The sequence below is a fragment of the Williamsia sp. M5A3_1d genome (assembly GCF_053345315.1).
The window spans coordinates 1,280,847-1,295,643 of record NZ_JBKEZX010000001.1 but is presented as its reverse complement, the minus strand read 5'-3'; the positions used below and the strand labels follow the sequence as shown (position 1 = coordinate 1,295,643).

The 14,797-nt window shown below is 69.1% G+C and carries 16 protein-coding genes; 7 read left to right on the top strand and 9 right to left on the bottom strand.

The window, feature by feature from the left end; genetic code table 11:
* The first annotated feature begins 57 nt into the window (after window positions 1-57).
* The 3 genes from ACLBW1_RS06055 to ACLBW1_RS06045 all read left to right on the top strand — a co-directional run bounded on the left by ACLBW1_RS06055 (window position 58) and on the right by ACLBW1_RS06045 (window position 2,415).
* Complete coding sequence (locus tag ACLBW1_RS06055) at window positions 58-753, top strand: 50S ribosomal protein L25/general stress protein Ctc (RefSeq protein ID WP_447810696.1); 696 nt, start codon at window positions 58-60, stop codon at window positions 751-753.
* Entirely contained in the window at window positions 754-1,320 is a 567-nt protein-coding gene (gene pth, locus ACLBW1_RS06050; RefSeq protein WP_447810694.1) for an aminoacyl-tRNA hydrolase, read from the top strand. It abuts the gene before it with no gap.
* A gap of 78 nt (window positions 1,321-1,398) precedes the next feature.
* Window positions 1,399-2,415: a beta-ketoacyl-ACP synthase III gene (locus tag ACLBW1_RS06045; RefSeq protein ID WP_447811163.1), complete on the top strand. Its 1,017-nt coding sequence runs from the start codon at window positions 1,399-1,401 to the stop codon at window positions 2,413-2,415.
* Window positions 2,416-2,440: 25 nt separating this feature from the next.
* Here the strand turns inward: ACLBW1_RS06045 and ACLBW1_RS06040 are convergent, their stop codons facing one another.
* Together ACLBW1_RS06040 and ACLBW1_RS06035 are read right to left on the bottom strand one after the other, a co-directional pair.
* The gene (locus tag ACLBW1_RS06040) at window positions 2,441-3,100 is read right to left on the bottom strand and encodes an endonuclease domain-containing protein (RefSeq protein ID WP_447810693.1); all 660 of its coding nucleotides are present in this window, start codon (window positions 3,098-3,100) and stop codon (window positions 2,441-2,443) included.
* Window positions 2,995-3,330 carry a type IV toxin-antitoxin system AbiEi family antitoxin domain-containing protein gene (locus tag ACLBW1_RS06035; RefSeq protein ID WP_447810692.1) on the bottom strand — a complete coding sequence of 112 codons (336 nt, stop codon included), beginning with the start codon at window positions 3,328-3,330 and terminating at the stop codon, window positions 2,995-2,997. Before ACLBW1_RS06035 ends, ACLBW1_RS06040 begins: the two co-directional genes overlap by 106 nt.
* A gap of 133 nt (window positions 3,331-3,463) precedes the next feature.
* Here ACLBW1_RS06035 and ACLBW1_RS06030 point away from each other — a divergent pair, with 133 nt between their 5' ends.
* Window positions 3,464-5,083 (top strand): peptide chain release factor 3, encoded by a 1,620-nt coding sequence (locus tag ACLBW1_RS06030; RefSeq protein ID WP_447810691.1) that lies wholly within the window; start codon window positions 3,464-3,466, stop codon window positions 5,081-5,083.
* A 16-nt stretch (window positions 5,084-5,099) separates the two neighbouring features.
* The gene (locus tag ACLBW1_RS06025) at window positions 5,100-5,846 is read left to right on the top strand and encodes a hypothetical protein (protein ID WP_447810690.1); all 747 of its coding nucleotides are present in this window, start codon (window positions 5,100-5,102) and stop codon (window positions 5,844-5,846) included.
* 9 nt (window positions 5,847-5,855) lie between these two features.
* On the opposite strand, the gene ACLBW1_RS06020 is transcribed toward ACLBW1_RS06025, so the two are convergent.
* The 7 genes from ACLBW1_RS06020 to ACLBW1_RS05990 form a co-directional block, all read right to left on the bottom strand.
* Window positions 5,856-6,866, bottom strand: coding sequence for an enoyl-CoA hydratase/isomerase family protein (locus ACLBW1_RS06020; RefSeq protein ID WP_447810688.1), 1,011 nt, complete (start codon window positions 6,864-6,866; stop codon window positions 5,856-5,858).
* Window positions 6,867-6,878: 12 nt separating this feature from the next.
* Window positions 6,879-8,687 (bottom strand): ABC-F family ATP-binding cassette domain-containing protein, encoded by a 1,809-nt coding sequence (locus ACLBW1_RS06015; protein WP_447810687.1) that lies wholly within the window; start codon window positions 8,685-8,687, stop codon window positions 6,879-6,881.
* The gene (locus tag ACLBW1_RS06010; RefSeq protein WP_447810686.1) at window positions 8,684-9,628 is read right to left on the bottom strand and encodes a 4-(cytidine 5'-diphospho)-2-C-methyl-D-erythritol kinase; all 945 of its coding nucleotides are present in this window, start codon (window positions 9,626-9,628) and stop codon (window positions 8,684-8,686) included. The genes ACLBW1_RS06015 and ACLBW1_RS06010 overlap by 4 nt, the downstream gene beginning before the upstream one ends.
* 11 nt (window positions 9,629-9,639) lie before the next feature.
* Entirely contained in the window at window positions 9,640-10,590 is a 951-nt protein-coding gene (rsmA, locus tag ACLBW1_RS06005; protein ID WP_447811162.1) for a 16S rRNA (adenine(1518)-N(6)/adenine(1519)-N(6))-dimethyltransferase RsmA, read from the bottom strand.
* Entirely contained in the window at window positions 10,554-11,675 is a 1,122-nt protein-coding gene (locus ACLBW1_RS06000; RefSeq protein WP_447810685.1) for a transglycosylase family protein, read from the bottom strand. The genes rsmA and ACLBW1_RS06000 overlap by 37 nt, the downstream gene beginning before the upstream one ends.
* Window positions 11,676-11,746: 71 nt before the next feature.
* Entirely contained in the window at window positions 11,747-12,595 is an 849-nt protein-coding gene (locus ACLBW1_RS05995) for a TatD family hydrolase (protein WP_447810683.1), read from the bottom strand.
* On the bottom strand, window positions 12,592-13,431 hold the full coding sequence (locus tag ACLBW1_RS05990) for a PhzF family phenazine biosynthesis protein (RefSeq protein ID WP_447810682.1): 840 nt from the start codon (window positions 13,429-13,431) through the stop codon (window positions 12,592-12,594). The genes ACLBW1_RS05995 and ACLBW1_RS05990 overlap by 4 nt, the downstream gene beginning before the upstream one ends.
* Window positions 13,432-13,616: 185 nt before the next feature.
* Between ACLBW1_RS05990 and ACLBW1_RS05985 the strand changes: the two genes are divergently transcribed.
* On the top strand, window positions 13,617-14,204 hold the full coding sequence (locus ACLBW1_RS05985) for an LGFP repeat-containing protein (RefSeq protein ID WP_447810681.1): 588 nt from the start codon (window positions 13,617-13,619) through the stop codon (window positions 14,202-14,204).
* Window positions 14,205-14,248: 44 nt separating this feature from the next.
* Complete coding sequence (locus ACLBW1_RS05980) at window positions 14,249-14,731, top strand: GNAT family N-acetyltransferase (RefSeq protein ID WP_447810679.1); 483 nt, start codon at window positions 14,249-14,251, stop codon at window positions 14,729-14,731.
* The last annotated feature ends 66 nt before the right edge of the window (window positions 14,732-14,797 follow it).

Here is a 14,797-nt window from a genome sequence, read left to right as displayed (position 1 = left end):
GATGCCCGCCGCCGAGTGCCGCGACCGACCCGAAGCCCCACCATTTCAGGAGATCTCATGGCTACACAGGCCAACCAGGCGAACCCGTTGACCGTCACCACCCGCACCGAGCGCGGCAAGGGCGCGGCCCGTCGTGCGCGTCGTGCCGGCAACGTCCCCGCCGTGCTCTACGGCCGTGGCACCGACCCGCAGCACCTCGCGCTCCCCTCGCTGGAGTTCGCGGCCATCCTGCGTAACAACGGCACCAACGCCGTCATCGAGCTCGACATCGAGGGCACCAAGCAGCTCGCACTGACCAAGCAGGTCGACGTGCACCCCGTGCGCAACTACATCGAGCACGCCGACCTCCTAGTGATCAAGCGTGGCGAGAAGGTCACCGTCGAGGTCACCGTGGTCGTCGAGGGTGATCCCCAGCCGGGCACCCTGGTCATCCAGGACCTCAACACCGTCGAGATCGAGGCCGACGTCATGGCCATCCCCGAGCAGATCGTCGTCTCGGTGGAGGAGGCCGCGATCGGACTCACCGTCACCGCCGCCGACCTCGAGCTGCCCGACGGCGTCACCCTCATCACCGATCCCGAGATCCTCATCGTGGCCGTCAACGAGGCGCCGACCGAGGAGGACCTCGAGGCCGAGCTCGACCAGGATCTGCTGCCCGACGCCGAGGGCGACGAGGAATCCGAGGGCGTCGAGGAATCCGCCGAGGGCGAGGGCGACGAGTCCGCGTCCGAGGGCGACTCCTCCGACGACTGAGTGCGACTCGTCGTCGGCCCCGGCAACCCGGGACCTCGCTACGCAGCCACGCGCCACAACATCGGTGCGATGGTCGTCGACGCGATGGTCGCCGGGGCCGGCGAACGTTTCAAGCTCCACAAACGATCCGGCGCCGACGTCGCCACGGTGTCGGTGGCCGGATCGTCTGTCCTCATCGCACGCCCTCGGGTGTTCATGAACGAGACCGGACGCCAGGTCGGTCCGCTCGCGTCCTTCTTCTCGATCGACCCGACCGACGTCATCGTCGCCCACGACGAACTCGACATCGACTTCGGTCTGGTGCGCCTCAAACGTGGCGGCGGCGAGGGTGGCCACAACGGACTCCGGTCCATCTCCTCGGCGCTGGGAACCCGTGACTACCTGCGGGTGCGTCTGGGGATCGGGCGTCCCCCCGGGCGCCAGGACCCGGCCGATTTCGTACTCAAGCCCTTCGCGAGCGCGCAGCGCACCGAGGTCGACCTGATGATCGGCAACGGTGTCGACGCGATCGAACTGCTGATCACCTCGACGCTCGACGACGCCCAGAACACCGTCCACGCGTGGTGAACCGCCCCGCGCCATCTACCTCATGAGGAGATCACCGTGACCGCCATCAAGGCCAACAAAGGCCGCGAGAACGTCGCCATGCTGGGCATCGGCGCCTACCGCCCGACCCGACTGGTGAGCAACGACGAGGTCTGCGAGACCCTCGACTCCTCCGACGAGTGGATCTTCGGGCGCAGCGGCATCCGCAACCGTCGCTACATCAGCGGCGACGAGACGGCCCGGTCGATGGCCGTGGCCGCCGGTGAACGCGCGATCGCCAACTCCGGTATCCCGAAGGAGAAGATCGGAGCGGTGCTCCTGGCGACGCTGAGCTGGAAGACCAAGATCCCGCACGGTGCGCCGCAGATCGCCTACGACCTCGGTATCAACGGTGTCGCGGCGGTCGATCTTGCCTCGGGCTGTAGCGGATTCGGCTACGGACTGGGCATGGCGGCCGACATGGTGCGCGCCGGCTCGAGCGAGTACGTCCTGCTGATCTGCGTCGAGACCCTGTCGATCGTCCTCGACCCCACCGATCGCAATACCGCCTTCATCTTCGGTGACGGTGCCGGCGCGGTCGTCGTCGGCCCCAGCGAGGAGAACGGCATCTCCCCGACGGTGTGGGGCAGCGACGGTGAGAACGCCGAGGCCATCGGGCAGAGCTACGACATCATCGAGTACATGGACCGCGCCGAGGAGCACCAGGCGCTCGATCCCGAGACCGATCCGGTCAACCGGATGGTGGTGACGATGCAGGGGTCGAAGGTGTTCCGCTGGGCCGCGATCACCCTCCCCAAGGCGTTGTCGTCGACGCTCACCGACGCCGGTGTCTCGGTCGATGACATCGAGGTGTTCGTGCCCCACCAGGCCAACGCCCGCATCAACGAGTTGATGAAGAAAAACCTCGGGTTCGGCGACCACGTCGCGATGGCCAACGACATCGAGAACACCGGCAACACCTCGGCCGCCTCGATCCCCCTCGCGATGGAGGAGATGCTCGCGACCGGCAAGGCCAAGGGCGGCCAGACCGCGCTGCTCCTCGGCTTCGGTTCAGGTCTCACCTACGCCGGCCAGGTCGTCACCCTTCCCCCGGCCCCGAAGATCACCAGCCTCTGACGGCATCGGTAGCGATGTTTCCCGCTCAACGGGAAACATCGCTACGTCCGCGTTCAAGGGCCCGGCGGATGGTCGCCACCACATAGCCGGGGCGTGTCGTCACGTCGGTCCACGTGAACCGCAAGACTGCCCATCCAGCGTTGATGAGCTCGTTTTGACGCCGTCGGTCGCGTTGAAAAGTCTCGGCGTCGGTGTGAAAGGCCATGCCGTCGACCTCGACGACAACGCGGGCAGCGTCGAAGACGAGATCGACGAGATGGCCGCCCCTCTCGCGGTTCGCACGCCACCCGCGGATATCGGATCGGCGCAACAACGCGACCAGGATCCGTTCTGCCTCTGACCGTGCCCCCGATGCTGCGGCTGCGAGGATGCGCCGCGTCGATGCGGCTCCGCGCCTGCCGGGGTAGCGGGCGTGCGCATCGTGCAACTGTTTCATCGACACGCGACCCCGCAGCAACGCCTGGTCCAGGACCGCCAGGGCGCCCTCGTTCGACGCCGCCTCCAGAACGGCCAACGGCAGGGCCGCCACCGCCAGCTCGGAGCGGACGACGATGTCGCGTTCGTCGAGGTCTCGGTGGGTCACGAGGACGCCCGAGAGCCGGCGGCCGTTGCGACCTCGCGGCGCGATGACCGCAACCGTGCCGGGCGCGCGCTCACCCACACCGTGCCACCACGCCGCGGCCATCCCGGCGAGCACCGCGTCGGCGCCGACGCGGGCACATGCCACACGCACGCGCGCGCACGGTCGCCGAACGGCCGGTCGGTCGCGACGTAGACCCCGTTTCCCGCACGCGACCAGGTGTCGGAGTCGATCAACCGCCCGATCGCCGAACTGCTCAAGCCTGCTTCGAGGGCGGCTCGACGGGTGATGACACCATCCTGATGGGCGAGGATTCGACGGATCGCGGGTTGCACATCACTTCCGACGCGTACCCGCGACGGCGGGTTCCCCTCATCGGATCGGTAGCAGTGTTTCCCGCTCAGCGGGAAACACTGCTACGGATGAGCAATTTTCGTCTGACCAGCGGTGTCGCGTAACCTTGCGGCGGTGAGTGCCAGCCCCGACACCGTTGCCCGAGAGGTCGCGCGGCGGCGTACCTTCGCCATCATCTCCCACCCCGACGCGGGTAAATCCACGATGACCGAGGCGCTCGCGCTGCACGCCCGGATGATCAGTGAGGCCGGTGCCATCCACGGCAAGGCCGGCCGCAAGTCGACGGTCTCGGACTGGATGGAGATGGAGAAGGCGCGCGGTATCTCGGTCAGTTCCACTGCGCTGCAGTTCAACTACACCATCTCCGACCCCGACACCGGCGACACCGAGGTCGCGGTGATCAACCTCGTCGACACCCCCGGCCACGCCGACTTCTCCGAGGACACCTATCGGGTGCTCACCGCGGTCGACGCCGCGGTCATGCTCATCGACGCGGCGAAAGGCCTGGAACCGCAGACACTCAAGCTGTTCCAGGTCTGCCGCCACCGCGGGGTGCCCGTCATCACCGTCGTCAACAAATGGGACCGGCCCGGTCGCACGCCGCTCGAACTCATCGACGAGATCAGCGAACGCATCGGCCTCACCCCCACCCCGCTGTACTTCCCGGTCGGCATCGCCGGCGACTTCCGCGGCGTCCTCGACCGACGCACCGGTGAGTACATCCGCTTCACCCGCACCGCCGGTGGTGCCACCATCGCCCCCGAGGAACTGCTCAGCGCCGAGGCCGCGGCCGTCCGCGAGGGTGATGAGTGGACCGCAGCGGTCGAGGAGAGCGACCTTCTGTCGGAGATGGGCCAGGATCACGACGAGGAGCTGTTCCTCGCCGGCGAGACCTCGCCCATGATCTTCGCCTCCGCCGCACTGAATTTCGGTGTCCGCCAGCTGCTCGAGGCACTCGTCGAACTCGCCCCTCCGCCCGCGGGCCGCGAGGGCATCGACCACCACGACCGCGAGGTCACCGATCCGTTCAGCGCGGTGGTGTTCAAGGTGCAGGCCGGGATGGACTCGTCACACCGAGATCGCCTGGCCTACATGCGGATCGTGTCCGGCGAGTTCGAGCGCGGCATGGTGGTCACCCACGCCCAGACCGGAAAACCGTTCGCCACGAAGTACGCACAGGCCGTCTTCGGACGTGACCGGTCCACGGTCGACACCGCCTACCCGGGCGACGTCGTCGGCTTGGTGAACGCGATGGCGCTCGCGCCCGGTGACACCCTCTACACCGACGAGGCGGTCGAGTTCCCGCCCATCCCGTCGTTCGCGCCCGAGCACTTCGCGGTGTTGCGCGCGGAGAGCGCGGGCAAGTACAAGCAGTTCCGCAAGGCGATGGACCAGCTCGATTCCGAAGGCGTGGTGCAGGTCCTGCGCAACGAGATCCGTGGCGACGCCTCCCCTGTGCTCGCCGCGGTCGGACCGATGCAGTTCGAGGTCGTGACCGCGCGCATGAAGAGCGAATTCGGCGTCGAGACCTCGATCCAGAATCTTCCCTACACCTTGGCGCGCCGTACCGACGCCGAGAGCGCCGCCGACCTCGGACGTCAACGCGGTGTCGAGGTGTTCACACGCAGCGACGGCGTGATGCTCGCACTCGTCAGCGACAAATGGCGCCTGCAGTACATCGAGAAAGAGCATCCGACACTCACGTTGGAACCCCTTGTCGCCACGGCGGATTGAGCGGCTGCTCACGCTGGTGACGGCGGTCGGGATCTCGACCGCGATCACCGCCTGCGGCGCGCAGACCTCGGGCATCACGGCAGGCGACCGACCAGGGTCGTCGACCTCCTCGGCGGCGCGGGTCGACGCGCGTGTCGACGACGCCGAGTGTGACGCAGCACCGCCCGCCGGCGCGGTGACCCGAGCACCGGGTGGCCTGGTGTTCTCGCGTGGCGAGGTGCGCGCCCGCGTGCAACGCATCGCCGCACCGATCGCGCCGGAACGGCGGCCCGGCGAACCCGCCCCCGACGACGTGAGCAGTGCGGATGGCTGTTTCACGTTCCCGCGCTGGGGGAATCGCGACGTCGTGGCACCTCTCGACAGTGCGCTGTTCGTGTTCGCCGACAGCAGCGCCGACGGCGTGATCGTCGAGGTGTCCCTCGCCGACCTCGTCTCGCGCACCGACATGACCGGTCAGGTCACGGTGGTCGCCGACGGCGCGGCGTTCACCTCGACGACCTGCCCGGTGCAGATGACGAGCGTGAACGAGGCACGCACGGCGGGACGTTTCCGATGCCCGTCGGCAGCGTCGGTGCAGACCAATCCCTTCGCACCGGACGACGCCATCGACTCCGCGGATCGTCTGCCCGAATCGTCGACCCCGGTCACCCCGGGACCGACTGCGGCGTCACCACCGGCCGGCGCACCACCGACCGGCCCACCGACGACCACGGTCGCGCCACCGGCCGCGGCGTTGTCGGGCTGGTTCGTGCTCGACCGGTAGTCCGAGCGGTCAGTCGCCGACGATGCGCGCGACCTCACCGGTGTCGACGGAGTCGACCTCGGCGGGCCGGAAATGGGGATCGCGGTCCTTGTCGACCAGCACCGCCCGCACACCCTCGGCGAAATCGGGGGTGGCGCAGATCTTCTCGGCCGCGCGCAGCTCCCGCTCGAAACACTCGTCGAGAAGCGACGACGCGCCGAGTTCGATCAGCCGCGCGGTCACCAGGAGACTGGTCGGCGACGCCGACGACATCAGGGTCACCATCTCCGCAGCCCAGTCGTCGCCCACCGCTCCTCGGAGACCGCCGAGGATGCCGGGTACCGAGCTGTCGCCGAAGTATTCGGCGATCTTGGTCAGCGGCAGATCGGTGTCGTGGGCGGCGTCGACATCGACGCCGAGTCCGAGTGCTTCGACCAGGGGGGCACCCGACCGGATGGAATCTGCGACCGCACCGAGGCGGGCGCGGGGGACGTGATGCGTTGCCAGGCCGAGGGTCACGGCGTCGGAGCCGGTGACACGGGCACCGGTGAGGCCGAGCCACATCCCGACACCGGCGGGCAGTCGGGGGAGGAAGTAGGTCGCGCCGATGTCGGGGAAGAAGCCGATCGCGGTCTCCGGCATGGCCATCAGGGCCTTCTCGGTGACGACGCGGATCTCGCCGTGCACGCTGATCCCGAGGCCGCCGCCCATCGCGGCCCCGTCGATGAGGGTGATGTAGGGCTTGGGGTATTCGGCGATGAGCTGATCGAGTTCGTATTCCGACCCGAAGTACTTCGTGATCGCGGCCGCGTCACCCGACAGCGCGTTGTCGCGGATGGCGCGGATGTCTCCACCGGCGCAGAAGGCCCGTTCGCTGCCGGAGGTGACGAGGACGGTCTCGACGGTGTCGTCGTCGGCCCACCGACGCAGGACGTCGGTCATGTCGTCGATCATGGTCTGATCGAGTGCATTCAGGGCCTTGGTCCGGTCCAGCACGATCTCGCCGACACCGTTGGCGACCGAGCTACGAATGTAGGACATGCACGTACCGTACTAGCCCCACTGTTCGGCGAGTTCCATCCACTCGGTTTCGGCGGCCTCCTTCTCCGCGACCACCGAGGTCAGTTCGGAGTCGAGTTCACGCAGTCGGACGGCGTCGGTCGCCGCGGCCGCGAGCAGCCCGTGCAGCTCGGTCTCGCGGGCATCGAATTTCGCGATCTGACGTTCCAGTCGCTTCATCGTCTTCTGCGCGTCGCGCTCGGCGCCGGCGTCCCGAATCGGTGCCGCAGCAGGCGAATCCGACCGCCCGGCGACCGACGAGACCGGGGTGGCGTTGTCACCCTGGCGCGCACGGCGCTGCAGGTACGACTCGATGCCGCCGGGCAGATTGGTCAACCCGCCGTCGCCGAAGAGCGCCCAGGTGCTGTCGCAGATCCGCTCGATGAGATACCGGTCGTGGCTGATGACCACCATCGTCCCGGCCCAGCCGTCGAGGATGTCCTCGAGCTGCTGCAGGGTGTCGATGTCGAGGTCGTTGGTGGGCTCGTCGAGCAGCAGGACGTTGGGCTGCGCCATCAGCACCCGGGTGAGCTGCAGCCGACGACGCTCGCCACCGGAGAGATCCCCGACCGGGGTCCGCTGCCGCGCCGGAGAGAAGCCGAGACGTTCGGCGAGCTGACCCGCCGAGATCTCCTTCTCCTGCTTGGTGCCCGCGCCGATCGTGATACGTCCGGCGACGTCCTCGACCGCCTCGAGGACGCGCATGTCGGTGGGGAGATCGTCGAGTTCCTGTCGCAGCCAACCGATGGACACCGTGGTGCCCTCCTTGCGGCGACCGGGATCGACCGGCACCTCACCGGCCAACGCTCGCAGCAGTGTGGTCTTGCCGGAACCGTTGATGCCGACCAGACCGATGCGCTCGCCGGGTTGCAGTCGCCACGTGAGGTCCTCGACCAGCACGCGGTCGTCCGGGGTGCGCAGCGTGGCGTCCTCGAGTTCGATGACGACGCGTCCGAGGCGGCGCTTGGCGAACGTCGACAACGCGACGCTGTCGCGCACGGGCGGGACGTCGGCGATCAGCTTCTCGGCGGCCTCGATGCGGTACTTGGGCTTCGAGGTCCGTGCCGGCGGGCCGCGGCGCAGCCACGCCAGTTCCTTGCGGGCGAGGTTGCGGCGTCGCTCCTCGGCGGCGTCGGCGAGGCGTCCTCGCTCGGCGCGCGCATAGATCCAGTCGTTGTATCCGCCTTCGTATTCCGTCACCGAGCCGTGCGCGACCTCCCAGGTGCGGGTGGCGACGGTGTCCAGGAACCAGCGGTCGTGGGTGACCACCACGAGTGCGCTGCGACGGTTGACGACGTGGTCGGCGAGCCACTGCACGCCCTCGACGTCGAGGTGGTTGGTGGGCTCGTCGAGGATGAGCAGATCGAGGTCCTGCACGAGCGCCGCGGCCAGCGCGACCCGTCGCCGCTGCCCGCCGGACAGTTCCTCGACGCTGCGTTCGAGTCCTCCGTCGAGGCGGTCGATGCCGATACCTGCGAGCACGGCGCGGACCCGCGCGTCGGAGGCCCACTCGTGTTCGGCGACGTCGAGCGGCCCGAGGACCACGTCGCCGACGGTGGAGCCGGGTGGCAGCACGCCGCGCTGGGTGACCGTCGCCATGCGAACACCGCCGGCGATCGACACCCGACCCGAGTCGGGTTCGGTGATGCCGGCGAGGATCTCGAGCATCGTCGTCTTGCCGCCGCCGTTGAGGCCGACGACACCGATCCGTTGGCCCTCCTGCACACCGAGACTCACCGAATCGAGCAGCGGGGTGATCCCGAAACTCTTGCTGATCTTCTCCGCGTTGACCAGGTTGCTCACCGGTCGTCTCCGATCGTTTCCTCGGGTACCACTCGCGCCCCCGGGACCGGACCGCTCGCGATCCGGACCGAGCGGCAGACGCCGGCACCGGACAGTTCGGCGGCGACGTCGACAGCGTGGTCGGCGTCGTCGCACAGGAAGGCACACGTGGGCCCCGAGCCGGACACGATGCCGGCGAGCGCCCCGGCCTCGGTGCCCGCCCGCAGGGTGCGACGCAGTGTGGGCATCAGCGACAGGGCCGCCGGTTGCAGGTTGTTGCACAGGGTCGGTGCGAGTCGGCGCGGGTCCCCGGCGGCCAGCGCGGCCAGGAGCTCGTCGGGCGGCCCGGCGCGGTGCTCCCCGGTCGCCGAACCGGCGCGGAGGTGGTCGAGTTCGCGGTACACCTGCGGTGTCGACAGTCCCCCACCGGCGACGGCGATGACCCAGTGGAACGCGCCGCGCGAGAGCACGTCGACGAGTTGTTCGCCACGGCCGGTCCCGAGCGCGGTGCCCCCGCGCAGCGCGAAGGGGACGTCGCTGCCGATACCGGCGGCCACCGACGACAGGTCGTCGCGGTCGATGTCGCTGCGCCACAGCCGGGTGAGTCCCACGAGCACGGCGGCGGCGTCGGCGCTGCCGCCGGCCATGCCGCCGGCGACGGGAATGCCCTTGGTGATCTCGACGGCGACCTCGCCAGTGTGGCCGGTCGCGGCGGCCAGTGCGTCGATCGCGGTCCAGGCGAGGTTCGTGTGATCGGTGGGGACGGCATGGGCGTTGTCGCCGATCACCGTGATGGATCGGTGGTCGGCGGAGGCGACGGTGATCTCGTCGCTGAGCGACACGGCCTGGAAGACGGTCTCGAGTTGGTGGTAGCCGTCGTCGCGGAGATCACCGACACCGAGGTGGAGGTTGATTTTGGCGGGCACGCGTACGCGCACGGGCCTGGGGACGACAGACAGCACGACTGGTCAGTCTAGTCGTCCGCCGGCGGGTCGCCCGCCACGGCATTTCCCGACACCGCATTTCCCGACACCGCAGCCAGGCGCACGAAGTCGGCGACGTCGAGCCGCTCGCCACGCAGCGTCGGATCGATATCGGCGGCACGCAACCGCCGCTCGGCCTCCGTGGGCGACCCGGCCCAGCCGGCCAGCGCGGCACGCAGGGTCTTGCGTCGCTGGGCGAAGGCGGCGTCGATGACGGCGAACACCCGCCGGCGGGTGACGGAGTCGGTGGGCCACGGCATCTCGCGCCGATCGACGCGGACGAGTCCCGACTCGACCTTCGGCTCGGGCCAGAACACACCCGCGCCGACGGTGCCGGCGCGGCGGACGTCGCCGAAGAATCGAGCCTTCACGCTGGGGACGCCGTAGATGCGGCCCCCGGGGGTGGCGGCCAGGCGTTCGGCGACCTCGAGCTGCACCATCACCAGCGCGGTACGGATCTGCGGGAGTTCGGCCAGCAGGTGCAGGAGGACGGGGACCGCCACGTTGTAGGGCAGGTTCGCGACGAGTGCGGTCGGCGGCACCGGGAGATCGGCGGCCGACACCGTCAGGGCATCGGCACCGACAACGGTCAGTCGGTCGGCCTGCGCGGGTGCGTGGTCGGCGATCGTGCGAGGCAGGGCGCCGGCGAGCACCGGATCGATCTCGACGGCGGTCACACCCCCCGCGACGGCCAGCAATGCCAGCGTCAGCGAGCCCAGTCCGGGACCGACCTCGAGGACCTCGTCATCGGGTCCCACATCGGCGCCGGCCACGATGCGACGCACCGTGTTGGCGTCGTGGACGAAGTTCTGGCCGAGCGTCTTGGTGGGCCGGATCCCGAATTCTGCGGCGAGCGCGCGGATCTGGACCGGTCCGAGCAGCCGGGGGACGTTCGGGGTGTCGCTCAGCGCAGGCCCAACTTGGCCGAGCACGACGGCCAGGCACCCCAGCCCTGGGCGGCGAGGGTCTTCTCGGCGATGGCGATCTGCTCCTCGCGGGTGGCGAGGTCGGCGCGCGGTGCGTACTCCTGACCGCCCCAGCGGTCCCAGGTGTTCTGGTCGAACTGCACGCCACCGTAGAAGCCGTTGCCGGTGTTGATGGCCCAGTTGCCGGTCGACTCGCACTGCACCAGCTGATCCCACACCGAACCGTTCGGGACGAACGGTGCGCCGGGCTTGGTGCCGACGTTGACCTGCGCGGCGACCGGTTGCTCGAGCTCCTGCGAGCCGAGCTTGACGCGCTTGGTCTCCTTGCCGTTGACCGTGGTGACCGAGTAGGTGACCTTCTGGGTGCCGGGCTTGCCGGGCACCTTCACCTCGCGCTTGTCCTTGACCAGTTCGGGGTCGGGCGTCTCCTTGTCGGGCGCGGTCAGCGGCTCGGTGGCCTCCACGTCCTCGGTGCGGATCCGGGTGACGGCGATGTTCATGTTCGCGGTGACCGGGGTGTCGGCCGCGGGGACGACGGTGTCGTCGCCGGCGAGCGGCGCACCCATGTCGGCGAGCAGCTCGCCGACGGTCTTCGCTGCGACCTCGGGGGTCGACTTCTTCGTCGCGTCGACGAGCGTGACCTTCTTGGGCAGCGTCACCGACACGGCGGCGCCGTCGACGGGAAGGGTCTCGGTGCGGGGGGCCTCGACGTCGATGGTGGGCGACGCCAGGTTTTGCTGCGCGAGCGCCTGCTCGACGGTGACCGCGTTCGTCTTCACCTCGCGCTTGGTGCCGTCGACGTCGATCACGAGGGTCTTGAGGCGGTGGAAGGTGATGGTCTGACCATCGGCGACACCGGCCGAGGGCTTCGGGCTGACGAGGTCACCGCTGGTGGGTTCGTACCCCTGATCGGCGAGGACGTCCTCGACCGACGAACGCATGGTGGCGACGGTGACGATCTTGCCGTCGACGTCGATCTTCACGGTCTTGTGCATGACCACACCCATCACGCCACCCGCGAGAAGGGTGAGGAGCAGGGCGGCAACGGCGACGCGGACCTTGGTGGAGTTCGAATCGTTGATCTTGGCTAAAAAAGACACACGTCAGTTTCTTGTCGGGGACGTCGGGTATCCGGCGAGACTCGGCAGGATCACAGAAGGATAACGGCGGGTCAGAGTGTTGGCAAAGCCAGGCCGTACACCCGGCAGCTGTTGGCGGTCAGCTGCTCCGCGAGTGCGGTCGCGTCGGTGCCGCGGACCTCGGCGAGCGCGCGCACGGTGTAGGGCAGGACGTAGGACTGGTTGGGGGCGCCGCGGAACGGATGCGGGGTGAGGAACGGCGCGTCGGTCTCGACCAACAGTTGTTCGTCGGGGACCACCCGTGCGGCGGCCTGCAACGACGCCGCGTTGGCGAAGCTGACGGTGCCGGAGAAGCTCAGCACGTACCCGCGTTCGACGCATTCGCGCGCGATCGCCTCGTCTCCGGAGAAGCAGTGCATGATCACCGTCTCCGGAGCACCCTCGGCGGCCAGCACGTCGAGCAGATCCCGGTCGGCCTCGCGGTTGTGGATCATCAGTGGCTTGCCGACCTCCTTGGCGAGATCGATGTGCCACCGGAACGACTCGTGCTGAACGGATTTCGGCGCACAGTCGTCCGACCTGTCGAGCCAGTGGTAGTCGAGACCCGTCTCCCCCACCGCGACGACCCGCGGATGTGCGGCCATCGCGCGCAGCTCCGCGGCCGTCTCGTCGTCCAGGTCGCCCGCGTGGGTCGGGTGCAGCGCGGTCGCGGCCCAGGCACGGCGGTCCCATTCCGCGGCGGCGACGGCCCACCGGGCGTCGACCATGTCGTCGGCCACCGTCACGACACCACGTACCCCGACGGCCTCGGCGCGGTCGAGGATCCCCGCGACCGACTCGGCGTCGCGACCTCCGCAGGCGGCGAGATGGGTGTGGGCGTCGATCAACGGGCCCAACGGCTCGGGATCCGGCGGCGCCTCCCGACGCTTCGACCGGCTCACAGTTTCACCGTCCCGGTGATGGTGGACACAGTGGCCCCACCGACCCAAATGTCGGTGCCGTCGTCGTCGACGAAGACCCGCCCGGCGCGACCCATCGCGGTGCCCTGCGCCGCGACGTAATGGGCCGGGATCTCCTCGGTGGCACGCAACCAGGTCGCGAAGCCGGCGTTGAGGCTGCCGGTCACGGGGTCCTCGGTGACACCGTCGCCCGGAGCGAAGGCGCGCACCTCGTAGTCGGCGTCGTGCCCCGCGCCGCGGTGGGCCCCGATGAGCCCGACCGCGTGATCGCCGAGGGCGACGTGGTCGGGCTGCACCTCGAGGACACGTTCGCCCGAGGTGAGCATCAGGCCGATCCATCCGGGACCGTTTTCGACCCAGTTCGACGCCACCACATCGGAGGGCGAGAGTCCCAGCGCGGCGCGGATTTCGGCCAGGACATCGGCATCCACCGGACCCGACCGTCGCAGCGGTGGCGCGGCGAACGCGAGCCGCTCGCCGTCGCGCCGGATCGTGATGAGTCCGGCGGCGCACTCCTGGACGATCACGTCCTCGCGGGGACGACCGCCCGATTCGAGCCAGGCGTGCGCCGATCCGAGCGTCGGGTGGCCGGCGAACGGGAGTTCGCCGCCGGGGGTGAAGATCCGCAGCCGATAGTCCGCGGCCGCATCGGTCGGCGGGAGCACGAAGGTCGTCTCCGAGAGGTTGGTCCATCGCGCGAACGCGGCCATCTGATCGTCGTCGAGGCCACGGGCGTCGAGCACCACGGCGACGGGGTTCCCGGAGATCGGCCCCGACGAGAAGACATCGACCTGAGCGAAGGATCGGGAGGTCACCATGGCTGCGAGCCTACGTTCCACCCCCTAGCGGTCCGGCCTCGGCATCGGCCGCGCGCGACGCCTGTAACGCATCCCGACACAGTCCGATAGTGAGAGCAAGCACGCGATGGTACTCATCAGTACCCCCCTCGCGCGCCGCGGTGGTCGGCCGATCCCGACCGAGGGCGAGGACAGAGGAGTTCACGATGAGAACGACGACGAAGCAGCGTGTGGCGGCAGTCCTGACCGCCGCGGGGATCGCAGGTATGACGGCCATCGGACAGGGAGCCGGTGCGGCATCGGCCGACACGATCCTCGACGGCGTCAACGTGGGCGGCCGGATCGAGCAGGCGTATTTCGAGAGCGGCGGACTCGAGAAGTGGGGCGGGCCGCGCAGCGAGGAACTGCGGGCACGCAACAACGGGCGCTTCCAGGTGTTCGCGAAGGACACCGCGTTCTACTGGAACGCGGGCGTCGACTACGGGCGCGCCCATCAGATCAGCGGCGCGATCCGCGGCAAGTGGGCGTCGCTGAGGTGGGAGAACGGCGCGCTGGGCTACCCGGTCACCAACGAGTTCGCACAGGGACCCGCGCGGGTCAACATCTTCCAGGGCGGCACCATCTACTGGTCGCCGAACACCGGGGCACACCAGATCTGGGGCGGCATCCTCTCGAAATGGCGCGCGCAGGGCGGTGTCACCTCGGCCGTCGGTCTCCCGGTCAGCGACGAGATCCGCCTGGGCAACAACACCTTCCTGCAACGATTCGTGGGCGGCGTCATCTACTTCCCCTGACCACGTGCGGCTGACCTGAGTCGCGCGCGTACCGTCGGCTCACGATGACCTCTGGTGACGTCCATGACGCTGATGCCACGACGGGGTCGGTGACGATCGATCGACTCGTCGATCCGACCGACACCGACCTCGTCGCTCTGCTGACCGCGTGCGTCGCCGACCTCAACGAGCGGTATCCCGACTACTCCCCCGACCCGGTCGTCGCCGGCGCCGAGTACTTCGTCGCCCGACTCGACGGCCGAGGCGTCGGTTGCGTCGGTCTGCGCGACATCGGTGACGGTCGCGGCGAGATCAAGCGGATGTTCGTCGCGGTCGAGGGCCGCCGCCGGGGGATCGCCGCACGGCTGGTCACCGCCCTGGAGGAACGCGCCGCCGACCGCGGTATGACGACCGTCGTGCTCGAGACCGGCATCCGACAGCCCGAGGCCATCGCGCTGTACATCGCCGTCGGCTACACCCCGATCGACGCTTTCGGCGAGTACGCGAGCAGTCCGCTGAGTCGCTGTTACGGCAAGTCCCTCGACTGACGCCGCGGCGTTTGACTGATCGTCACCGGCGGTTCGCGTCGGGTTGGTCGGAGGCGGTTAGCGTCG